General features: G+C 53.3%; 21 protein-coding genes and 1 pseudogene. 1 reads left to right on the forward strand and 21 read right to left on the reverse strand.

The features are described from left to right. Positions 1 to 74 precede the first annotated feature (74 nt). The 18 genes and pseudogenes from LA360_RS17120 to LA360_RS31455 form a co-directional block, all read right to left on the reverse strand. Positions 75 to 2,789 (reverse strand): cation-translocating P-type ATPase, encoded by a 2,715-nt coding sequence (locus LA360_RS17120; protein WP_022203064.1) that lies wholly within the window; start codon positions 2,787 to 2,789, stop codon positions 75 to 77. Next, positions 2,773 to 2,946: a hypothetical protein gene (locus LA360_RS17125; RefSeq protein ID WP_207657882.1), complete on the reverse strand. Its 174-nt coding sequence runs from the start codon at positions 2,944 to 2,946 to the stop codon at positions 2,773 to 2,775. The genes LA360_RS17120 and LA360_RS17125 overlap by 17 nt, the downstream gene beginning before the upstream one ends. Before the next feature lie 82 nt (positions 2,947 to 3,028). Then, positions 3,029 to 4,006 carry a M20/M25/M40 family metallo-hydrolase gene (locus tag LA360_RS17130; protein ID WP_089776329.1) on the reverse strand — a complete coding sequence of 326 codons (978 nt, stop codon included), beginning with the start codon at positions 4,004 to 4,006 and terminating at the stop codon, positions 3,029 to 3,031. A 79-nt stretch (positions 4,007 to 4,085) separates the two neighbouring features. Next, positions 4,086 to 6,113, reverse strand: a complete 2,028-nt coding sequence (locus tag LA360_RS17135; RefSeq protein WP_089776326.1) for an alpha-amylase — start codon at positions 6,111 to 6,113, stop codon at positions 4,086 to 4,088. Between the two features lie 180 nt (positions 6,114 to 6,293). Next, entirely contained in the window at positions 6,294 to 8,141 is a 1,848-nt protein-coding gene (locus tag LA360_RS17140; protein ID WP_022203067.1) for an ABC-F family ATP-binding cassette domain-containing protein, read from the reverse strand. Positions 8,142 to 8,153: 12 nt separating this feature from the next. Next, positions 8,154 to 8,909 carry an exodeoxyribonuclease III gene (locus tag LA360_RS17145; protein WP_057571381.1) on the reverse strand — a complete coding sequence of 252 codons (756 nt, stop codon included), beginning with the start codon at positions 8,907 to 8,909 and terminating at the stop codon, positions 8,154 to 8,156. 78 nt (positions 8,910 to 8,987) lie between these two features. After that, positions 8,988 to 9,473, reverse strand: coding sequence for an S-ribosylhomocysteine lyase (locus LA360_RS17150; protein WP_022203069.1), 486 nt, complete (start codon positions 9,471 to 9,473; stop codon positions 8,988 to 8,990). Positions 9,474 to 9,603: 130 nt separating this feature from the next. Beyond that, a complete protein-coding gene (locus LA360_RS17155) occupies positions 9,604 to 11,241 on the reverse strand; it encodes an ABC-F family ATP-binding cassette domain-containing protein (protein WP_057571382.1) in 1,638 nt (545 codons plus the stop codon). A gap of 153 nt (positions 11,242 to 11,394) precedes the next feature. Next, complete coding sequence (locus LA360_RS17160) at positions 11,395 to 12,030, reverse strand: hypothetical protein (RefSeq protein ID WP_022203071.1); 636 nt, start codon at positions 12,028 to 12,030, stop codon at positions 11,395 to 11,397. A 28-nt stretch (positions 12,031 to 12,058) separates the two neighbouring features. After that, on the reverse strand, positions 12,059 to 12,223 hold the full coding sequence (locus tag LA360_RS17165) for a hypothetical protein (protein ID WP_022203072.1): 165 nt from the start codon (positions 12,221 to 12,223) through the stop codon (positions 12,059 to 12,061). Between the two features lie 353 nt (positions 12,224 to 12,576). Further along, complete coding sequence (locus tag LA360_RS17170; RefSeq protein ID WP_022203073.1) at positions 12,577 to 13,341, reverse strand: amino acid ABC transporter ATP-binding protein; 765 nt, start codon at positions 13,339 to 13,341, stop codon at positions 12,577 to 12,579. Positions 13,342 to 13,361: 20 nt separating this feature from the next. Next, positions 13,362 to 14,021: an amino acid ABC transporter permease gene (locus tag LA360_RS17175; RefSeq protein WP_022203074.1), complete on the reverse strand. Its 660-nt coding sequence runs from the start codon at positions 14,019 to 14,021 to the stop codon at positions 13,362 to 13,364. Positions 14,022 to 14,123: 102 nt separating this feature from the next. Next, the gene (locus LA360_RS17180) at positions 14,124 to 15,035 is read right to left on the reverse strand and encodes an amino acid ABC transporter substrate-binding protein (protein ID WP_112481426.1); all 912 of its coding nucleotides are present in this window, start codon (positions 15,033 to 15,035) and stop codon (positions 14,124 to 14,126) included. A gap of 174 nt (positions 15,036 to 15,209) precedes the next feature. Further along, positions 15,210 to 15,905 (reverse strand): YjjG family noncanonical pyrimidine nucleotidase, encoded by a 696-nt coding sequence (locus LA360_RS17185; RefSeq protein ID WP_112481427.1) that lies wholly within the window; start codon positions 15,903 to 15,905, stop codon positions 15,210 to 15,212. After that, the gene (locus LA360_RS17190; RefSeq protein ID WP_112481428.1) at positions 15,880 to 17,196 is read right to left on the reverse strand and encodes a dihydroorotase; all 1,317 of its coding nucleotides are present in this window, start codon (positions 17,194 to 17,196) and stop codon (positions 15,880 to 15,882) included. Before LA360_RS17190 ends, LA360_RS17185 begins: the two co-directional genes overlap by 26 nt. 96 nt (positions 17,197 to 17,292) lie before the next feature. Further along, positions 17,293 to 18,003 carry an MBL fold metallo-hydrolase gene (locus tag LA360_RS17195; protein WP_002586780.1) on the reverse strand — a complete coding sequence of 237 codons (711 nt, stop codon included), beginning with the start codon at positions 18,001 to 18,003 and terminating at the stop codon, positions 17,293 to 17,295. Between the two features lie 73 nt (positions 18,004 to 18,076). Beyond that, a pseudogene (locus tag LA360_RS31450) lies at positions 18,077 to 18,256 on the reverse strand (MATE family efflux transporter); the annotation flags it as partial. A gap of 1 nt (position 18,257) precedes the next feature. After that, positions 18,258 to 18,509 (reverse strand): AbgT family transporter, encoded by a 252-nt coding sequence (locus LA360_RS31455; protein WP_089776323.1) that lies wholly within the window; start codon positions 18,507 to 18,509, stop codon positions 18,258 to 18,260. A gap of 165 nt (positions 18,510 to 18,674) precedes the next feature. Here LA360_RS31455 and LA360_RS17210 point away from each other — a divergent pair, with 165 nt between their 5' ends. Next, entirely contained in the window at positions 18,675 to 19,517 is an 843-nt protein-coding gene (locus LA360_RS17210; protein ID WP_112481429.1) for a dicarboxylate/amino acid:cation symporter, read from the forward strand. 94 nt (positions 19,518 to 19,611) lie between these two features. On the opposite strand, the gene LA360_RS17215 is transcribed toward LA360_RS17210, so the two are convergent. The 3 genes from LA360_RS17215 to LA360_RS17225 are packed head-to-tail and all read right to left on the reverse strand — an operon-like array spanning position 19,612 to position 22,957. Next, entirely contained in the window at positions 19,612 to 21,135 is a 1,524-nt protein-coding gene (locus tag LA360_RS17215; RefSeq protein WP_112481430.1) for an AAA family ATPase, read from the reverse strand. A gap of 44 nt (positions 21,136 to 21,179) precedes the next feature. Then, positions 21,180 to 22,541 carry a vWA domain-containing protein gene (locus LA360_RS17220; RefSeq protein ID WP_002586776.1) on the reverse strand — a complete coding sequence of 454 codons (1,362 nt, stop codon included), beginning with the start codon at positions 22,539 to 22,541 and terminating at the stop codon, positions 21,180 to 21,182. After that, on the reverse strand, positions 22,538 to 22,957 hold the full coding sequence (locus LA360_RS17225; protein WP_002586775.1) for a DUF3783 domain-containing protein: 420 nt from the start codon (positions 22,955 to 22,957) through the stop codon (positions 22,538 to 22,540). Before LA360_RS17225 ends, LA360_RS17220 begins: the two co-directional genes overlap by 4 nt. Positions 22,958 to 22,987 lie beyond the last annotated feature (30 nt).

The raw sequence follows: 22,987 nt of genomic DNA on the forward strand, positions 1-22,987 counted from the left end.
CATTTTTCCGAATTTTTCTACGATTTTGCCATTATTTCAGAAATCGCCCTTTCTCCCTGTCAGGGGTCTTCTTCCTAATAAATGGATTCCCGGAGTATCTTATGTATCTGGATTACCAGGGTGGGCAGGAATGCGGCCGCCGCCAGGGTGGTAAGCTGGCTCAGGCTTAAGTCGGCTGCGGCAAACATGATTTGCAAGCCCGGCACAAAGAGCACCGCTGCCAGCAAAACCACTCCCAGCTGGAACGCCATGACGCTGTACAGATTGCTTCCCAGCCCAAGACGTATGATGGAGTGGCTGCTCCGGCAGTTGAATCCGTGGAACAGCCGGGCCAGGGTGAGGGTGGAAAATGCCATGGTACAGGCCCTGCCCGCGCCGCCCTCATGAAGTCCGGTGGTATAGGCCCACATGGTGGCTGCCGCAATCAGGGCTCCCTGGACCAGGATATCCCGTATAAAGGAGGCCGTGAGGATACCCTCCTTTGGATTTCTGGGCGGCTCCTTTAGAAGCCCTTCCTCCGGGGGCTCCATTCCTATGGCTATGGCCGGCAGGGAGTCCGTTATAAGGTTGATGAACAGCAGATGCACCGGCTTAAAGGGCAGCGGCAGGGACAGCAGAGACGTATATAATACGCAGAAAATCCCTGCCATATTTCCCGACAGAAGGAACTGGATGGAATTCTTTATGTTCCTGTATACATTCCTGCCGTTGGAAACCGCCTTTATGATGGTGGCAAAGTTGTCGTCCGCCAGTATCATGGACGCCGCATCCTTGGACACCTCGGTTCCCGTGATGCCCATGGCCACGCCGATATCAGCCTTCTTAAGGGCCGGGGCGTCATTGACGCCGTCTCCGGTCATTGCCACGATATGCCCCCGGTTCTGCCACGCCCTCACAATGCGTATCTTGTGCTCCGGCGACACCCTGGCATAGACCGAAATGTGCTCCAGGTTCCGGTTCAAATCCTCCTCTTCCATGCGGTCCAGCTCAGCTCCTGTCACCGCCATATTTCCCGGCGTAAAGATACCGATCCTCTCTGCTATGGACATGGCAGTCACTTTGTGGTCCCCTGTAATCATCACAGGACGTATGCCTGCCTGCCTGGCGCTGGCCACTGCCTGGCGTGATTCCGGTCTGGGCGGGTCCATCATGGCGGTGAGGCCCAGAAACACCAGGTCATCCTCCAGCCTGCCTGACAGGGATGATTGTTCCCGGCTGTTCCCGGCCTTCGCCTCTGCATAGCCGGAATTGCCGTTCTCCTTTCCCGCCTCATTTAACGGACGGCATGCAAAGGCCAGGACCCGGAGTCCCCTGGCAGACCACCGGCTGTTCTGGTCCAGTATCCTCTGGCGGTCCGAGGACGACAAGGTCCGGCTGGGTATGGCGGCCCCGGCCCCCGGCCCGGCCGTTCCAGCCTTCTGACCGGCTGCCGGATTGGCCAGGCGGGTACATTTCTTGAGCAGCACATCCACGGCTCCCTTGACAAAGACGATATCGCTGCCTTCTATCTCATTTATGGTGGTCATGAGCTTGCGGCGGGAGTCAAAGGGAATCTCCCCCTTTCTCGGACTCTGGAGCCGGACCTGTTCCGGTATAAGCCCCGCCTCTCTGGCCATGTTGAACAGCGCTGTCTCCATAGGGTCCCCATCCTGGCCGGAGGCGTTGTTATTAAGAACCGCAGCCATAAGCAGGAGCCTGACATCGTTCCTTCTTGTTTCATTTTCCATCCATGACGGCTGCTGCTGCGTATGGTTGATATACACCTGCTCCACATCCATGCGGTTCTGGGTCAGAGTTCCTGTCTTATCAGAACAGATCACGGAGACGCATCCCAGGCTCTCCACCGCCTTCAGATCTTTTATGATAGCCTGTTCCCTGGCCATCTTCTGGGTGCCCATGGCCTGAACAATGGTGACGATGGAGCTCAGTGCCTCGGGTATGGCCGCCACGGCCAGAGCCACGGCAAACATCAGGGCATCCAGCACCGGTTCCCGGCGGTACAGGCTTAGCAAAAACACCAGGCCGCAGATGGCGATGATGGCAATGGCCAGATGGCCGGAGAACCGGTCCAGGCTCACCTGAAGCGGAGTCTTCTGTTCCTTGGTTCCGTTCATCAGGACGGCTATTTTTCCGATTTCCGTGTTCATTCCCGTGGCTGTAACCACTGCCACGGCGCGGCCTGAAGTCACCAGGGAGCCGGAAAATACCATGTTGGTCCTGTCGGCCAATGCCACGGTTCCCTCCCGTGCCTTCACTGCCCCGGTGTGTTTCTCCACCCCCAGGGATTCTCCTGTGAGAGAGCTCTCATTGACGGTCAGTCCGTACACTTCCAGCAGTCTTCCGTCCGCGGCCACCATATCTCCGGTCTCCAGAAGCAGGATATCCCCCGGCACCACCAGAGCGGACGGTATGGTCATGCTGCGCCCGTCCCTGAGGACCCTGGCTTCAGGCGAGGAAAGCCGCTTTAAGCTGTCCAGGGATTTTTCCGCCTTCTGGTGCTGGACCGTACCCAGCACCGCATTCAGCAGCAGAACCGCAAATATGACCATGGCGCTCTCCGGATCCCCTGTGAGCATGGACACGGCGGCCGCTCCGATCAGGATGATCACCAAAAGGTCCTTGAACTGCGCAAGAAATACCTGCCACCACTGGAGCCGCCCGGCCTCCTCCAATACATTTTCCCCATATTCCTTAAGACGCTGCTGCGCTTCCCCGCTGTCAATTCCCTGCCTGCCGGAGTCCAGTCCGGCCAGCACCTCTGCCTCCGGCTGTTCAAACCAATCTGCCATCTGTCTCTCCCCTCTTACCGAATTCATGGTTCTTATGGGCCTGCGCCAGAGCGTCTGCTTCCCCGGCATCCCCCAGACGCCGCGTAAACAGATATAAAAATGCTCCCGGAAGCGCACACCCGCGCTGGTTCCGGGAGCACTCCATAAGAGTACCCACTCTAAATCTATGAATTAGTAAGAATCATTATGACCGGCCGTACCTGGCCGGGGCGAGAAAGCTTTACAGCCTGTCCTTAAAATCAATCTCTGCTGCCGAAAATCATGCCGAATGCCACCTTATAGCCTTCCTCAAGGGAATCTGTCTCCACATATTCCTCCCAGGTGTGGGCCCCTGCGCCGCGGAAGCTTCCCACGCACACGCTTGGAATTCCCAAAGACAGCGGGATGTTGCAGTCCGTGGAACCGGCGCAGTGTTTCGGCGCTTGCCCGGTCATCTCCTCCACCACCCTGTGAGCCCAGTCTGACAGGGCCTGTTTTCGTTTCGGGTCCACCTGCCCTTCGCAGGGTCTGACCCCGATGACCTTAAAGGATACATCCATCCCCTCTGCCTTTGCCCGGTCAAACACCTCCATGAACTGCCGTTCCATATATTCCAGGTTCTCCCTCCGGTCGGAACGGAACTCATACAGCATCTCGGCTTCCTGGGCAATGGTATTGACCGATGTCCCTCCTGATATCATGCCTACATTATAGGTAGTCTTTCCGCCCTCCGGCACCCGGATTCCATACAGCTTCCCCACCAGGGACGCCAGTCCCGCAATGGCATTATCATTTCCAAAGTCATCGTAGGAATGACCGCCCCGGGTGCGGACCCTTACCCGGAAACGCTTGGAACCAACCGCCCTGTCCACGATGCTGGAAAGAGAGCTGTCAAAGGTACAAAAGCGCTCTATCCTGTCACCGAAGTCCTCACAGATTTTGTGCACTCCCTTCAGGTTTCCCAGCCCTTCTTCCCCTGCATTGCACACCAACAGAAGTCCGGGGGCATCCTCCCTGCGGATTTCCCTCCACTGGGGGGAATCCACATGCTCGGCTATATATTTCCCCGCCAGCAAAAGACATACCAGACATGCTGTGTCGTCCCCCACGCCGGGACAATAGATACGTCCATCCTCCACCCTGAGGGGAAGTTCGCTCTCATCGGGAAACACCACATCCATATGGGCCATGAACACCTCCACCGGCCTGTCCTGCCTTACATCCGCCGGATACACCACATTAAGGGCCTGGTCAATATATACGTCTCTGGCGCCCTGGGCTTTAAGCCAGTCTGAACAGAATTCAGCCCGCCTCTCCTCATGGTTTGAGGGCGCCGGTATCCTGGCCAGCTCCAGAAGAAGGCTGTAAGCCTCCTGCCTGTGGTTCTCTATATACCGTATCATTTCCTCTGACAGTATCATTTGCTTCCTCTTCCTTTCTTTCCCCTTTTCCTGCTGCCTTTCCCTTGGAAGCTTTCTTCTGTGCGGGAACCTCCTTTCCCATGAGAACCACGATGGTCCTTGCCATGATCATCATGGACTTCTGGTTCTCCAGAACCGGTTCACCGCCCCGGGGATACATGCCGTTCACCTGGTCCTCATCCGTATTAAAGGCTGTATGCCACTTAAAATCCTTTGGCAGGTTGGGAAGGGCGAACTCATGAGGTTCCCAGTGCATGTTAAATGCAACGTAGAAGTAATCGTCCTCCCTTCCGTCCAGCTTCTTACCGTATTTTCCGCAGTATAATATGCCCAGCTGGCGGAGGAAACGGTCAAACATGGGACACCAGGTCTTAAGGCCGTGGTAGGACACGTCCGGCAGACCCACGGAGCGGTAATCCATCAGAGCCGGCTCCTTCTCCATATGGAACACCGAGTGCTCCTTTCTGAATTGAATCACATGCTTTACAAATTCATGGATGCTGCTGTTGGAATTTAACAGGCTCCAGTTAAGCCATGATATATCGTTGTCCTGGCAGTAGGAGTTGTTGTTTCCCTTCTTGGTCCGGCCAAATTCGTCTCCCATCATGAGCAGAGGAGTTCCCTGGCTCAAAAACAGCATGAGCAGGGCATTGCGTATCTGCTTCCTGCGCATCTGCATGATTCGTTTCTTTCTGCTGGGGCCCTCCGCTCCGCAGTTCCAGGATTGGTTGTAGTCTGTTCCGTCCCGGTTATCTTCTCCGTTGGCCTCATTGTGCTTTATGTCATAGGATACCATGTCCATCAGGGTAAAACCATTGGTATTGGCCATGTAGTTGATAACGCCCACCTGCTGGGGATTATGCCGGATGTGGTATACCAGACGGTTAAGCTGGTCCTCATCCCCTTTTAGAAAGCTGCGCATATCCATCATGAACCCGTCATTATATTCCGCCAGATGTTTTACCTGCCCCGGCTCCACACCGTCCCACCCGGGCGCCAGCAGCTTCAGCCTGCTGAGGTAAGGGTCCTCACCCAAAAGCTTCACAGGCGCGTATCCCACCAGACGGACGCCGTCCACATGGTATTCCTGAGCCCAGAAGCGGACCACATCCAGCACATAGGAGGGCGCTTCCTTCCCGTCGAAAAACAATTCCAGGACCAGCTCCAGTCCTGCCCTGTGCAGGGCCTTCACCATATCCTTAAACTCCCGTTCAGGCTGCCTCACAGGTCCGCTGCTGTAGGCACACTTGGGCGCAAAATAATAGCCCCTGGTATATCCCCAGTAATTCAGCTTTCCGTCCGGTTTTTCAGCTGCAAAGGGGCTTCCGTCCACACGCTCCGGTATGATTAGCTCCTCAAACTCCACCGGGGGCATCATCTCCACAGTGGTGATCCCCAGGTCTTTGAGATAAGGTATCTTCTCCGCCACGCCCTTAAATGTCCCCCGGCTGTCTCCCTCCACGCCGGAGGAGACATGTTTGGTAAATCCCCTGGGATGGATGTGGTAAATCACACACTGGTCATAAGGGATGCAGGGAAGGACGTCTTCCTCCCAGTCGTACGCGCTCCCCTCTGTATCCACCGGTGTGCGTACCGGCTTGTCCAGACGCGCCAGGCTTCCCCAGCGCTCCATACCCGTAAACCTCCTCCCATAAGGGTCCGGCACCTGCTGTCCGTCCACCTCGTACACATACTCCAGACCGGAAAAGTCGCCCAGCACAGTCATGCTCCAGACATCTCCTGTTCTGGCATTTGCAGGAAACCCGATTCTTCCCTTGGGACTTCCGGCCCCTTTCCTATAAAAAACAACGGCACAGGCCTCCCCCTTGGAGGCGAAAGAAAAATGCACCCCTCCAGAGACAGCAGTCGCTCCCATCGCGTATATCCTTCCATCATTCCTGTCTATCCGGAATCTCTTTATCATCGCTGTTACCGCCTTTCCTAAGACAATCCTTACATGATAAGAAAAGTATATAGTTAGTTCGACATTTTGTCAATAAATCAACACTCTTTGTCAGAAATCGTCATCTTATTTCACACAAAAAAACTGGTTATCAGAAAAATGTAACTCATCTGATAACCAGTTTCCATACTGTGCCTGCTGTTATTTCTGAGCCTCTATCTGCTCCACCAGCTCGTTAAGATACATCCAGCGCTCCATTTTCTCCTCCAGCTGTGCTTCCCTGGCGGACTTTTCCTCCATCAGCTCATTGAGCCTGGTATAGTTGGTGGCGGATTTTCCAATTTCCCGCTCTAAATCCCCGATGGACTGTTCCAGGTCAGCGATGTCAGCCTCAATGGTTTCCCATTCCCGCTGCTCTTTAAAGGAAAGCTTGCGCTTCTTTTCTCCGCCGGCCGACTGCTTCCAGTTATTCCGGTTCACGGAAAGGCCGGACCCGCTGCCATCGCTGTCCCCGCCTCTGCCGCCTTTCTGCTCCCCTGTCTCCCGGGGATGCCTGGCGGACCAGGCAATCTGATAATCCGTGAATCCGCCCTCATACTGGCTCACCTTTCCCTGTCCCTCAAAGGCAAAGATGCGGTTCACAACGCGGTCCAGAAAATACCGGTCATGGGATACGGCTATAACAATGCCCGGAAATGTATCCAGATAATCCTCCAGTATGGTCAGAGTCTGGATATCCAGGTCATTGGTGGGCTCGTCTAACAGTATCACATTGGGCGCCTCCATAAGGATACGCAGCAGATAAAGCCTCCGCCTCTCCCCGCCTGACAGGCGGCCTATGATGGTATACTGCATACCGGAGGGGAACAGGAACCGCTCTAACATCTGGCTGGCGCTGATACTGCCGTCCTTTGTCTTTACGTATTCCGCCACATTCTTAATATAGTCAATCACCCTAAGGCTTTCATCCATGGCCTCATTTTCCTGGGAGAAATACCCCATCTTCACGGTCTGTCCTATCTGTATGGTGCCGGAATCCGGTTCCACCCAGCCTGCCAGCATCTTCATCAGGGTGGACTTTCCGCTTCCGTTGGGACCGATGATGCCCACACGGTCATTTTTCAGGAAAATGTAGGTAAAGTCCTTTATCAGCACCTTGTCCCCGTAAGCCTTGCACAGATCCTTCACCTCCACCGTGGTCCTGCCTAACCGGCTGGCTATGGACTCCAGCTCCACGTTGCGGTCATATTCCGGCCCCTTCTGGTCCCTCAGCTCCTCATAGCGCTGTATATGGGCCTTCTGCTTGGTGGAACGCGCCCTGGCGCCCCGCTGCATCCAGGCAATCTCGTTGCGCAGAATCGCCTGCCGTTTGCGCTCCGATGCCTCGGCCATTTCCATACGCTCCGCTTTCAGGGACAGGAAGCCCTCATAATTTGCCTGGTAGCTGTAAAGCTTTCCCTTATCCAGCTCCACAATGCGTCCCGCCACGCTGTCCAGAAAATACCGGTCATGGGTAATCATCATAAGGGCGCCACGGAAGGCTTTCAGATATTCCTCCAGCCAGTCAGCCATACCGCTGTCCAGGTGGTTGGTGGGCTCGTCCAGAATCAGAAGGTCCGCCGTACTCATAAGCACGCTGGCCAAGGCCACCCTCTTTCTCTGTCCACCCGAAAGGGTGGATGTCAGGGCATCGTGTTCCGTGATACCAAGCTTGTTAAGCATGCTCCTGGCCGTGGCCTGCATCTCATCCGGAGAACTGTAATGGGTTTCCCCGGCATTTTCCCGCATAACGCTTTCAAGCACCGTATCTCCCTCTGTGAATTCCGGAATCTGGGGCAGATAGCGTATGTAGAGGCTGCGGCCCCTTACCACGCTGCCGCTGTCCGCATCTTCCAGGCCCGCAACAATCTTAAGGAGAGTGGACTTGCCTGTGCCGTTGACGCCAATCAGGCCTATCTTCTCCCCCTCGTTGATGGAGAAGGATGTGTCGTCAAACAGCAGCCTCTCCGTATATGATTTTGTCAAATGTTCAATGGTAACCAGATTCATCGTCTTTTCCTCTTATTCAATCACCAGCTCCACCGGACAATGGTCTGAACCCATGACCGTATTGTGGATGGACGCGCTTACCAGTCTGTCCTTAAGGCTTTCTGATACACAAAAGTAGTCAATGCGCCACCCTGCATTCTTGGCCCTGGCGCTGAAACGGTAGGACCACCAGGAGTATATCCCCTCCAGGTCCGGATAGAAATAGCGGAACGTGTCCACGAAGCCCGCTGCCAGAAGGTCGGTGAACTTTCCCCTCTCTTCATCGGTGAACCCGGCATTTTTCCTGTTTGTCTTAGGGTTCTTAAGGTCAATTTCCTTGTGGGCCACATTCAGATCCCCGCAGAATACCACCGGCTTGTTTTTCTCCAGTTTCTTAAGGTATGCCAGGAAATCGTCCTCCCATTTCATCCTGTAATCCAGCCTTGCCAGGCCGTCCTGTGAATTGGGGGTATAGCAGGTCACAACATAATATTCAGGAAACTCTGCCGTAATTACCCGTCCCTCCGTATCGTGTTCCTCCATGCCGACGCCATAGGACACGGACATGGGTTCCTCCTTTGTGAACATGGCTGTGCCGGAATATCCCTTTTTCCTGGCATAGTTCCAGTACTGGTGATAGCCGGGCAGGTCCAGCTCAATCTGGCCCTCCTGAAGCTTACTTTCCTGTATACAGAATACATTTGCGTCCGCCTCCCTGAAAAAATTCAGGAAGCCCTTACCCACGCAGGCCCTGAGACCGTTTACATTCCACGAAATCAACTTTGTCATTTCTTTATGGCTCCTCTCCGGAACATGGTCCGGGAATGGGTTTCCCGGTGTGTTCCTGTGTCATTTTTAAACGGCTGTCTACTCCGGATATACAAGCCTGGATTCCGGGAACTGGTCCACATGGTACAGTACATCCAGGTACTTTCCGGCCAGGAATCTGGCCATACCCAAATTCATATCCAGATAATTGCCGCAGTCCTCTGGCGATGCCCCGGGCACCTCCCCCTCAAAATCCCTGATAAACTCATACATCTCCACCATCAGGGGCAGGATATCCGCGGACTCGTAGTCTCCAGCCAGCAGCAGATAGAAACCGGTCCTGCACCCCATGGGGCCAAAGTAAATGCACTTTTTGCCAAAGGTGCCGTGATTCCTTAAAAAGGTTGCCCCCAGATGCTCGATGGTATGCATTTCCGCGGTGTTCATCACCGGCTCCTCATTGGGCGAGGTCATCCTCAGGTCGAAGGTGGTCACCATTCCTCCTTCCACCTGATCCTTCCTGGATACATAGACTCCAGGCTGCAGCTTATTGTGGTCAATGGTAAAACTTGTAATCTTTTCCATATCTGTTCTCCTCTCAATCCGCTCCATAATATCCGTTCAGAAATTTGGCGCACGCCTCATCCCTGTAATTGTGTAACGACTGAAAAGGGGCAGGATTTATCCATCCTGCCGCCCTGTCACTGCCACTATATTAATCATCTGCCTCTTCACTCTCAGTCAGTGTGAAGGTAAATCTCTTACGTGCCATCTCGTCGCTTTCAAGGTACTCGTCGTAGGTGGTAATCTTATCAACCAGCTTGCCGTTGATGATTTCCATGATGCGGTTTGCAGTGGTCTGCACTATCTGGTGGTCACGGGAGGAGAAAATCATCACGCCCGGGAACTTAATCATACCGCGGTTCAAAGCGTCGATGGACTCCATGTCCAGGTGGTCCGTGGGCTCATCCAGCATCAGCACATTGGCACCGGATATCATCATCTTGGACAGCATACAACGCACCTTCTCGCCTCCGGAAAGGACCTTCACCTTTTTCACGCCGTCCTCGCCGGCGAACAGCATACGTCCCAGGAAACCGCGGACATAGGTCACGTCCTTCTCAGGAGAATACTGGGTCAGCCACTCTACGATGGTGTCGTCGTTGTCAAACTCGGCGCTGTTGTCCTTGGGGAAATATGCCTGTGAGGTGGTAAGGCCCCACTTATAGCTTCCCCCATCCGGCTCCATCTCACCGGACAGAATCTTAAAGAGTACTGTCTTGGCCCGCTCATTTGGTCCTACCAGGGCAGCCTTGTCCTCGCGGCCCAGGATGAAGGAGATATCGTCCAGTATCTTTTCACCGTCAATGGTCTTGCTTAAGTGCTCCACGGTCAGAACCTCGTTGCCGATCTCGCGGAAAGGACGGAAATCAATGTACGGATACTTGCGGCTGGAAGGACGGATGTCGTCCAGCTCAATCTTCTCAAGGGCCCGCTTACGGGAAGTGGCCTGCTTGGACTTGGAAGCATTGGCGGAGAAGCGCTGGATGAATTCCTGCAGCTCCTTAATCTTCTCCTCCTTCTTGCGGTTGGCTTCCTTCATCTGCTTCACAATCAGCTGGCTGGACTCTACCCAGAAATCGTAGTTTCCTGCGAACAGCTGGATTTTCCCATAGTCAATGTCAGCTATCTGGGTGCAGACCTTATTCAGGAAATAACGGTCATGGGATACCACGATAACTGTGTTCTCAAAGTTAATCAAAAACTCCTCCAGCCACGCAATGGCGTCCAGGTCCAGGTGGTTGGTAGGCTCATCCAGAAGCAGAATGTCCGGGTTGCCGAACAGGGCCTGGGCAAGAAGTACCTTTACCTTCTGAGCGCCCAGAAGGGAGCCCATCTGCGCATAGTGCAGGTCCGGCTCAATGCCAAGTCCGTTTAAAAGGCTTTCAGCATCCGACTCTGCCTCCCATCCGTTCATGTTGGCGAATTCACCCTCTAACTCAGCGGCCTTGATACCGTCCTCGTCCGTGAAGTCCTCCTTCATGTAGATGGCTTCCTTTTCCTTCATTATCTCATATAGTCTCTTGTTTCCCATGATGACCGTATCCAGGACCGTGTACTGGTCATACTTAAAGTGGTCCTGCTGCAGGAAGGACAGCCTCTGTCCGGGGGTGATTATGACATCGCCGCTGGTAGGCTCCAACTGGCCTGACAGGATTTTAAGGAATGTGGACTTTCCGGCACCGTTTGCGCCGATGAGCCCGTAGCAGTTGCCCTCGGTGAATTTAATATTCACATCCTCAAACAATGCCTTCTTGCCCACGCGAAGAGATATGTTGCTTGTACTAATCATGTTCGTTACCTTTCTCTTAATCTGTTCTGTTGATATTTCTAGTAAAAGAGGGGTCATGTAAGGCCCCTCTCACGCTGTTTACTCAATATCAGATTGTACAGGGAAAACACTTATTTTGCAAGGGTTTTTCGCAAAATTATGGCGGCAGCCCGTCTATTTCGTTCCTTTAATCTCCACCGGATAGTTTACTCCCTGGGAATTCACATAGGTCACGGTCACCTTATCCCCGCTGTCCCCTGCCAGGGCCCCTTCCTCTATGGGGCAGTTATCCTTTAAAAAGCTTAACTCCTGTCCGTCGTCTGTCTTCATGGTAAAGCTGCTCATCGCGTTAGCCGTGGTGGTGCCTTTCTCCGTAAGGATACTCCACTCCTCCTGTTCCGGAAGAGCCACCACCAGGGTCACGTCCTCCGGCCTGCCCAGGGGCTCCCCTATATACGCAATGGCTATCTGCACGCCCTCAACAATCTCCACCTCCACGTCCCGGATATCCGACTGACTGATGTCATAGTCCCTGCCGTCGTCCGCCTGAAGAGTGAACACCGCTCCATCCTCTGTCACCTTTGTGACGGTACCCTGAAGCATATGGTATACTTCCTTTGCCTCAGCCGCCTGCTCCGTTGTCTCCGGGGCCTTGGCCGTGGTCTCCGGCGCTTTGGTGGTCTCCTCAGCCGAAGCCTGGCTGGTAACGGTCTCAGATGTCTCCACCGCCGGTTTTTTGGCACAGCCGGTTCCCAGCACCATTGCCGCAGCCAGTGCGGCGGCTGTTATCATCAATGAATGTCTCTTCATATTACGATTCCTCCCGTCTTATATCAGATTACCTATGAAGCTTACCATCATATTCTGTTAATTTCAATAAAGATTCCCTTAATTTTCCCGGTATCATATCCAGTACCCCGGACAACCTCATGCCCAGAATCCCCGGCAGATGCCGAAGACACAGGAGTATGACCAGACGTCTGGCCGCGGGCGACAGTTCCATGGCGGTTCCTTCCTTTTTTTCTAAGTATACCCTGGACTTCCATAGCCCAAACTTCCATGGGAAAAACATTCTTGTAACCGACAGTACCAGATGCTATAATATTATAAAAGATTGAGAGGAGGTTGTTACTCTGACATCATGCGTGTCATATTCCGTGAGCTGGAACTGAGGCAGCTGTCCAACCAGGCCTTTGTCATCAATGAAACCCGCAAATTTTGCCAGCTCTTCACCAGCAGCAGCTATATATTCCAGAGGCCATGAGCGCAGCATCGCCAAAAAGGCATCCCCGGCCACGTTGTTATGGTCCTGGATGCCTCTTAAGTATCTGCCTGTGGACATTATATTGTTCAAAATCAATTCAGCAAGGCCCCATACCGCCCCAAAAAGCTCTGGGTCCTCTCATTATCCGAAGCAAACACCTGCTCCGGCGTTCCTTCCTCCACAATGACGCCGCCCGCCATGAACACCACGCGGTCCGATATATCCCTTGCAAAGGCCATCTCATGGGTGACTATGACCATGGCGATGTCAAGGTCTGCCAGGGACTTAATCACCTTAAGAACCTCCCCTGTCAGCTCCGGGTCCAGGGCTGAGGTGGGTTCGTCAAAAAACAGTATCTTGGGATTCAACGCCAATGCCCTGGCAATGGCCACACGCTGGCACTGGCCGCCGGACAGCTGGCATGGAAACGCATTTTCCTTGTCCTCCAGCCCCATCTTCCTGAGCAGTTTCCTGGCTTCCTCATATACCTGCGCCTTATCCCTTTTCTGCACATGAATGGGAGCGTCCGTGATGTTCTTCATGACAGAATAATGGGGGAACAGGTTGAAATTCTGGAATACCAGGCCATACTGGCTCTGAATTTCCTTTAAATCCTTCTTTGACGCGTACACGGCCTTTCCGTCCTCTGTCCAGGCCGCCCGCTTTCCCAGGTATATCACTTCCCCGCTGTCCATGGTTTCCAGCATGGTAGCGCACCGCAGCAGGGTGGATTTTCCCGAACCGGAGGGGCCGATGACAGACACGATTTCCCCCTCCTCCACACTGAGGGACATATCCTTTATAACACCCAGGCCGTCAAACGACTTTTCCACATGATTTAATTCCAGCAGCTTCATAATCCACAATCCTCCTGTTCCTAACGGTAATAATCCATCTTTTTCTCAACCCACTCCATTCCAACTGCCACTACCAGGTTGAAAATATAGTAGAACAGACCGGCGGCCACAAAGGGAATCATGTTGGTCTGGGACGCTGCCAGAGCCTTGGCTATAGAGAACATCTCCGCCACGCTGAGGGTAAAGGCCAGGGAGGTGTCCTTGACAAGGGTGATGACCTCGTTGGTTACAGACGGAAGAATCCGTTTGATGACCTGGGGCAGTATGATTTTGAAAAAGGTCTGGAACCGGCTGTAGCCCAGAATCTGAGCCGCCTCGTACTGGCCCACAGGCATGGACTGGATGCCGCTTCTGTAGATTTCAGCAAAATAGGCGGCATAGTTGATTACAAATCCAATGAAGGTGGCCCACAGCCGGTAGCCGCTGCCCACCTTGATTCGGAACAGATAATAGGGGCCGAAATACACCACCATGAGCTGCAGCATCAGGGGCGTGCCTCTCATGATGGATATATATACCTTGACAATGGCCTGAAGCAGCCGGTTTTTGGACATACGCCCAAAGGCCACCAAAAGGCCCAGTGGAAGGGAAAATATTAGTGTCACCAGGAATATCTGGATACTGGTTCCCATACCTCCTGCCAACTGAATCAACATCTGCTGGACTGTCATTTTACCCATAACTTCATACCTGCCTTTAACATTTATGCCGTATAAAGCCGCTGTTAAACGAGCTGCCGCCGGATTATCCGGCAGGACAGCAGGTCCAGACAGCGGCCTTTATTACTTACCAATCGTAGTTACGTCCTCGCCAAACCATTTCTCAGATATGGACTTAAGTGTGCCGTCCGCAGCCATCTCTTCCAGGGTAGCCTGTACCTTGTCACGAAGCTGTGTGTTGCCCTTCTTAAATCCAACTCCGTACTCCTCCGCGGACAGGCTGTCCTCCAGGATAACAAAGTCTGCGTTTCTCTGCTGGATCTGATATCCGGCCACGATTACGTCCATGGCTATGGCGTCCACCGCGCCCTGCTCCAAATCCATGAAAGCTGAGTTATAATCAGCCGTGGTGAGCAGCTCCTTGAAGGTAGCTGTCAGGTCGGGCACCTCCTTTAACGCCGCCTCCGCGGAAGAATCCACCTGGCACTCCACAATCTTGCCTGCCAGGTCCTCCTGGCTGGCTATGCCGGAATCCTTGGCCACCACAAATACCTGGGTGTTGGCCATGTACGGCTCTGACCATGTATAGTCGTCCTCACGCCCTGTCATGGTAAATCCGTTCCAGATACAGTCGATGTTGCCTGCCTCCAGCTCCATGTCCTTGGAATCCCATGCAATGGGCTGTGCCTTGTACTCCAGTCCCAGACGCTTTGCCACTTCCTGGGCCAGCTCCAGGTCAAATCCTGTATACTCACCGTCGTCTCCCATGAATCCCATAGGCGGGAAATCCTGGTCAAATCCGACTATCAATGTACCTCCGCCGCTTCCTTCGGCGGCCTCTGACGCGGTTTCGTCCTCTGCCTTTGTCTCCGCCTCTGCGGCTGCGTCCTCAGCCTTGGCAGACGTGTCCGCTGCTGCCTGTTCGGTTTCTGCCTTTGTCCCTGCCGCTGTAGCTGCTTCCTGTGAACCGCCGCATCCTGCCAGGGATAATGCCATCACAGATGCAAGGGCCAGGCTAAAAAGTCTCTTTTTCATAATAAACGTCCTCCTCTTTTTCCGCTGTTTCGGGTCCAGCGGCTCCTTACGGTCTTTTGACACGCTATCATATTAGCATACTAAAGCGCTTGTGTAAAGGACATTTTATATGGCAAAACTGACAAAGATCCGCGTCACGGTCCCCCTCCCAGAAAATCAGGGCAAAACAGGAGCCTACAGCAGATTCATAAGCTCCTTAAGGCTCCCCACTTCATAATCCGCCCGTATGCCCTCAGGCAGCGCATTACCGCCGGGGTTATACCAGCACGTATACGTGCCTGCGGCCATTCCGCCTTTGATATCGGACGCAGGTGAATCGCCTATGAGCAGCATACGCCGCGGGTTGGCATCCGGTATCCTGGAAAAGCAGTAATCAAAATATTCCTTCTGCGGTTTCTGGCTCCCCGCATCCTCGGACACAAATATATCTTTCATGAAGCTGTCCAAGCCGGAAGCAGCCAGCCGCTTGTACTGGGTGGACGATGTACCGTTGGTAACCACATATAAATCATACCTGTCCTTCAGATAGGCGCACAGCTCCAGGGCTCCGTCAATCAAAAAGGCGGATGCGTCCAGCTGCCTCCGGTACAGCTCCTCTGCCTCATGGCCGTCCACCGCCCTGCCCAGACGGTCAAAAAAGGTCTCAAATCTCTGCCGCACCAAATTATCCTTGGTCACTTCCCCCCGCTCAAAGGCGGACCAGAATCCCTCATTGATTTCATGGTACAGCAAAAGCCGTTCCTCTGTGGGCTCAAATCCATACTGCTCAAGGACTACCCTCATGCCCTGCCTCTCAGACATGCCAAAGTCCAAAAGAGTACCGTCCACATCCAGAAGAATCACATCAAACTTCCGTTCCCTGCTCTCCATAGACCACCTTTCCTCCGCAAACCGTGTACATTACTTTGCCCGTCAATGTCTCGCCCAGGAAGGGGCTGTTGGCTGACTTGGATTCAAACCCTTCCACTGTCCACTGCCTGTCCGCATCAAACAGCACCAAATCCGCCGGCGCTCCTGGTTCCATGCGCCCGCAGTCCAGCTTATACAGCCTGGCCGGATTAAGGCTCATCTTCTCCATGAGCTCCAAAAGCGTGAGATGGCCTGCCTTTACCAGATTGGTAATCCCCAGGGCCAGGGCAGTCTCCAGTCCCAGTATGCCGCTGGGCGCCTGGGTCAGCGGCCGCTCCTTCTCCTCCCTGCTGTGGGGCGCATGGTCCGTGGCAATCATGTCAATGGTCCCATCCTTAAGTCCCTCAATCAGCATCTGCCTGTCTTTCTCTGTCCTTAACGGCGGGTTCATCTTAGCCAGGGTTCCGTGCTTTAACACGGCTTCCTCTGTTAGGGTGAAATGGTGGGGCGTCACCTCGGCCCATACCTTTGCTCCCAGCCTCTTGGCCAGGCGCACCACCTCCACAGAATGCCCTGAGCTGATATGCTGGATGTCCACGGTTGCCCCTGTATCCAGGGCTACCATGCAGTCCCTGGCCACCAGGGAATCCTCTGCCAGTGCCGGAGAGCCGTAGATTCCCAGTTCATCCGAAATCCTGCCGTGGTTAATTCCATTTTCCCTGATAAAATGCTTGTCTTCCTCGTGGAAGCTGAGAACCGTATCCAATCTGGCCGCTTCCTCCATGGCCGCCCTGACAAACGCGCCATCCATAAGGGGTATTCCGTCATCCGTAAATCCCGCTGCCCCGGCAGCCAGAAGTCCCTCCATGTCGGTCAGCTCCCTGCCCGCGAATCCCTTTGACACTGCGGCGCAGCTTAACACATGGATGCCTGTCTTTTTTCCCTCTTCCAGCACATAGCGCAGGGTCTTCCCGTTATCCACAATGGGATTCGTATTGGCCATACACACAACCGTGGTGAAACCGCCCTTTGCAGCAGCCCTTGCCCCTGTATGGATGTCCTCCTTGTATGTGGGGCCCGGATCGCGAAAATGCACATGGACATCCACCAGTCCCGGCGCTGCCACCAGTCCCTCTGCCTCGATTATCTGCCGGTACGTCCTCTCCCGCGGGCTAAAGCCGGGCGCTCCCTCCGCTCCGCCCTGGTCCGCCGGAAATATCCCGGCAATCCTGTCTCCGTCCAAAACAACATCCGCTTTTATATCCAGCCCTTCCGCGGGTCCCAGGACCCGTCCTGCGCGAATCAAAATCATATTCCGTTCCTCTCTTTATTCCATCCTTTATTTCGTTGGCTTCTCAGAATCCATGTCCGGGGCGTGTCGGAAAGCCGTTCTCCCGCTGTCTGCCTGTCACACCAGGAATTCCTCTCCCCGCCTGTGTATCTCCTGTATTCTGTCCTTATACCCACCGGCGCAGGCCAGGGCCTTAAATCTGGCAGCCGCCTGAAAGTCCTCCCAGAAATGCATGGGAAACACCACGTCCGCCCCCACCATTCTCATAAAATCATCCATTCCCAGGTAAAAATCCTTCTCCTGTCTGGGGTCAATGAGCATAAAGGCCACATCGATATGGCGTCCTGCCAGCTTGTCCATTTCCCGGTGAAAACTTTCACTCATCCTGCGGTTGTCGGCCTCCGGCTCGCCCTCCCATACCCAATTGTTCAAGTCCCCTGCGTGGTAAATGGTCCTGTGCTCCAGGCTGACCAGGAAGGCCACCCCTTCGTCCGTGGACTTAAACGCCTGGATATCCACCGGATTCCCGGCTCCGTCCTTCAGGCTCACTTCCTCCCCCGGTCCCAGGAATACGGTTCTGCCCAGAAGGTCCTCCGGCACCTGCCTTGTCCAGATATCGTCGGACAGCACATAGGTCACATTCCCGCGGCTTTCCTCCAAATCAAATATGGAACGGGAAAAATGGTCTCCATGCCGGTGGCTGGCAAACACAAACAAAGGCTTCTCCCTGTCTGTTTCCGGAATGTTTCCCTCAAAATAGTCAAACAGAAGTACGGCATGGTCAAGCTCCGCCATAAAACTGCTGTGATGGATATAGGTTATCTTCATATCGGTCATCTCCCATCCGTTCTTATATGTCTAATAGTAACATAAACAGCAATCCCCGTATAGTTATTTTATTCCATTTTCCTCCAATAAATATGTCCAGATTCTTATTTTTCAGCCGAAAGAGAAGAATAAAACAGGCGGTCATGCGCGAAATCAGGGAAGCCGCAGCGGCACCCGCCACACCCCAACGGAATACAAAGATAAACAGGGAGTCCCCTATGACATTGATGATGTTCATGATGACGGACGTTTTCTTAAAAAAGACTACTCCAACCGCCATCCCCCGTCAATCTGTAATTTACCCAAAAAATCAGGCACTCAAATGGCCTCCCCGTCCCCTTTCCACAAATCCGGTGTTTTCCTAAAACTACAGCCCGTAAAATAAGGGCCGGCCCAGCCGCGGGATGGCGCCCACGGGCCATAAACAGCGCAGCGCCCAGAGGGACCAGAACCGCATAACCTGTGGACGAGGCTATGTTGGACATGATTCCCAGAAACACCACCACGGCTGCGGCGCTTTGTCATTTTGACAAATACAATCAGCCGATTCATTGTTTCAAAATGCTTTGTGCCTTAAAATACAAGCATGCAGGACATGGGAACGTGAAACGAAATATTAGTACAAAAATTCAGCAAAAAAAGCAAAAGAAGGTAAGAAAAAGGGGGAAACAATGGAGGGGAAGAAAAAAGGTCTGTCTCTGACAACACAAATTCTAATCGCTGCAGCGGGCGGTATTGTCTTTGGGTCTCTGATTGGGCCATGGGCCTCATTAGGCTTTGTATCCACAAATATCATCGGCTCCATGGCTGACAGCGCTATGGTTCCATGTATTGTCTTCGCATTGTTCTTTGGCACAGCCATGGGTACATATACACGCCAGAGCGGCAACAGAAACTTGGTTGAATGGGTAACCGGTTTTAATACCATCATTACCAATATCATCAAGGCTGTCATGCACGTCGCGCCAATTGGAATCTTCTGTCTGCTGGCAAACGTGGCGGGCTCCACCGGCTTCAAGGTCATTATTCCTATGATTAAATTCCTGGGAGTATTGCTTCTGGGAGACGCTGTCCAGTTCCTTATTTATGGGCCGCTGACAGCTGCTCTCTGCAAAGTAAATCCTGCAAAGATGCCTAAGAAATTCGCTAAAATGTCCATGAACAGCTGCGGAGCGGCCCTTTGTTATGTGGCTGCAATCTTCTTTATGGCACAGTCCACAGGAGTCCAGCTGACCACCTCTCAAATGGGAATGGCCATCCTGCTGTCATGTCTGATGTGCATGGGAACTATCGTTGTACCGGGAGGTTCCGTAATCGTTTATACCTTCCTTGCCTCCTCGCTGGGGCTGCCGCTGGAAAGTATCGCTATCCTTATTGGTATTGACTGGTTCTCAGGAATGTTCAGAACACTTATGAACGTTGACGTTGATGTCATGGTGGGCATGCTTGTATCCAGCAAGCTGGGCGACCTGGACAGAGATGTGTATAATGAGACGAAGGCAGTAGAGTACTGAATTTTAATTAAAAGGAGCGTGTCTGCGGCTCATTCCTCTCACGGTAATATCAACCGTGGGAAGGATGAGCCGCAGACACGCTTTTTGCATTTTATCACAGCTTCTGCCTTATGGCCTGCTCCTGTTCATCAAAGAGCAGATCCTTATTGTACTGGTAATAGCGTTCACACTCATATTCATCCAGGAACCGGACACACGCTTCGCTGGTATTCAGCTCCGTGACAAATATAACCATTTCCTGGCCGTTTCCAAAGGCAGCTTCCATGAAGTCAAAGGCGTGCTCCAGACGGCTGCCGCAGTCCTCCTTCATAGCCTCATAGCAGTCGCTGTGCTCCATGAATTTTGTGCGCACCCATTCCCAGGCCTGCTCCCTGTCCTCAACGGCTTCCTTTCTCATCTGCTGGGCATATTCCTCCAGCATGATTCGCACGCTGAGCCACAGGCGGTCCTCCCGCCTTCCTGACAGTCCGCTTTTCTTCCTGCGAAAACGCTCCTCCTCCAGCTCCTGAGCCAGGGACGCCAGAACCATGGCAGGCGCTTCGGATTTATCCGGTATTGCAGATGTTTCCGCCCTGCCTGCCATCTCCTGGCGGTAGCTCTTAAGCTGCTCCATCAGAAGCTCCATGAAGGCATTCTTATCCCACAGCTTCTTAAACCCTTCCGTCAGCTTGGACAAAATCAGGCATGTAACGCTGAGACGCTCATCAAAGGGCGCCCTGGCAACCCGGCCGCACAATGCCTCCCGTATGACGCCCCGCAAAATCTCATCCACCTGATACTCATTCTGATATTTATAATACAGCTCCAGATAATTGGCAAAATCCTTTGCGATTCTGGGGTGCTGGATATACTGGCTGATCACATCCCTGTCAGCCCTTTTGTCCAGACTCTCATAGACCAGAATCAGCTGGGATAGGTCCTCCCAGGCCCTTGGGGTGGCGAACAGCTTTCCGTCCACTGTTGTCTCTATCTGGCAGAAATTCTGTCCCTTGATGTTCAGATAGGAGATAATGGCCGGATGGATATTCTCAGCATATGCATACTCCTTCCACACCCCCAAATCCGGTTCCACGTCAATCCGCTTGATCCGGTCCAGGGTGACCACATCGAATTCCCTTACAGATTTGTTATACTCCGGCGGATTGCCGGCAGCTGCGATAATCCAGCCCTCCGGTATCTTATGGCTTCCGAAGGTCTTGCACTGGAGAAATTGCAGCATGGTCGGAGCCAGGGTCTCGGATACGCAGTTGATTTCATCAATAAAAAGAATCCCTTCCTTAAGACCTGTTTCCTCCATCCGGTCATAGATGGATGCCACAATTTCACTCATGGTATACTCCGTCACCGCATACTCCCTGTCTCCATAAGTCTTTTTCTCAATGAAGGGAAGGCCCACCGCGCTCTGTCTGGTGTGATGGGTGATGGTATAGGATATCAGTCCAATCCTGCATTCCCTGGATATCTGCTCCATTATCTGAGTCTTTCCCACTCCGGGAGGACCGATCAGCAGCACCGGCCTCTGCCGTATGGATGGTATGACGTACTCTCCGTTCTCATCCTTTAAAAGGTATGCTTCAATGGTATCCTTTATCTCTTCCTTAGCCCGCTTAATATTCATGTCCTGTTCTCCTGCTCTGTGGGATAATCAACGCATCCCTGCTTCTATTGTCCATGTCCGTTCCTTTTTCCCGGTCTGTACTCCATAATCTGTTCCTCCTCCAGCACCACCTTCATGGCCCAGGGAGGCACGGATTCATCGGAAAACATATTCTCTATGAACACAAAGGCCGTGTCGTAGGAGGGTGCCTGAACCGGATAGATTCCCTTGCCGTCCGTGAAATAAATAAGCCCCTTTAGGGAGGCTGTCTGACGGCTTTTCTTAAGCCCGTTCACATATTCAAATGCCGGTCTGAAATCCGTTCCCCCGCTTCCTCTAATCTCGAAATCATCCATATAAGCCTTCAGTTCCTCCTGGCTTGTAACCAGCACGTCCGATCGCACAGCGTCATCACACTGTATGATGTGTAAATGGACCTTCTTAAAATAACTCTCAGTCTCAGACAGCACGTCGTAAGTCTCTTCCAGGAACCGTCTCACCAGCTCCCCGGAACAGGACATGGACGTGTCAATGACAATGGCGAAATCCTCCACCCGGTATACCTCTCTGGACTCCAGGGGCTCGATGAGGGGCATATTTCCGTAGAGGGACAAGCCGTAGGTATAAAACGCGTAGTCAAATGAATCCGGGTCCACCTGCATTTCTTCCTTCAGAACCGCAAACTTTTGCAGAAACCGGCTGTAGTCGTATCTCTCCCGGTTTTCCACCCGCACTTCCTCCAGCAGGCTCCGGTTGTCCTCAGACGCGTCCTTTGAACCGGTTTCCAGCTCCGTCTGCATCTTTTCCCGGTTATCATTCCACTCATTCTGCCTGGACCGGGCGATCTTGGGGCTGTCCTCCTGCTCCCACAGATCATGGCTGTCCACGAAGAATTCCGCCTTCAGCATGTCCAGGCGGCGTTCAGGAAGCTCCATCTCCAAAAGGGCCCTGTAAACCCGCTCCGCTGTCAGGACATGCCCTTTTTCCGCCAGAGCCTTCTCAAGCCTGAGATACATCTCCCTCCTGAGGGCGCTCCTCGGCACATGGACACATTTCTGGTATAATCCGTCAATGACGTACTCCATGGCAATGTCGCAGGACAGGTCCCAGTATCCCTTATCCCTGCCCTTACGTGTATACATATGACAAAACAGGCAGTGGAACAGCATATGGAGATACCCTCGGTTCACCAGCGTCCTGCCCCTTTTATACAGGCCCAGCAGATAATCCGGCCCATAGTGGATCAGATGCCCGTCCGTCCCCAGTCCCTCCCTTGCCCAGTCAGCCTCAAAGCCCAGACTGCTGAGGGACACATCCAGAAATTTCATGTTTACATACAGCTCGCTTCTGGCCTGGCAGAGAATCCTGGCGCACAATGTCACCTGGTCCAGCTCCTCCAGCTGCCTTTTCCTGACAGGATCTGTCATGGCTGCTGCCCTGCCGTCATGGTCTCATGTTCTTCCTTTAATTCCTGGTACAGATGGTAGAAGGTCCAGTCACTGTTATGTTCTGTCAGCACTGCCTTCAGGGCAATCCTGGGCACACCGGCCCCGCGCAGTCCGGACAGCAGCATGTCCAGTCTCTGGCCGGAGAACTGTTTTAATACCATGACCTCCTCCGGTATGACCGGAAGTTTTCCCGGAACAGCCCCGGCGCTTTCTTTAGCGGCCTCATAGCCTTCCATCCCGGCAAGATATCCAACCTTCTCCAGGACCTGTTCCGGTCCTATATTCTTTATGCGCACGCCCATGCGGACCAGTACGCTCTTCATCATAGCCACATGCTTCATTGTCTCCGGTCTGCCCGGATTATAGTACAGCACAGTCTCCATCATCTTTGCCATGTCCTGCCATCTCCTTTCATCAGGGCCTGT

Origin of the sequence: Enterocloster clostridioformis (assembly GCF_020297485.1) — a bacterium.
GTDB lineage: Bacteria > Bacillota > Clostridia > Lachnospirales > Lachnospiraceae > Enterocloster > Enterocloster clostridioformis.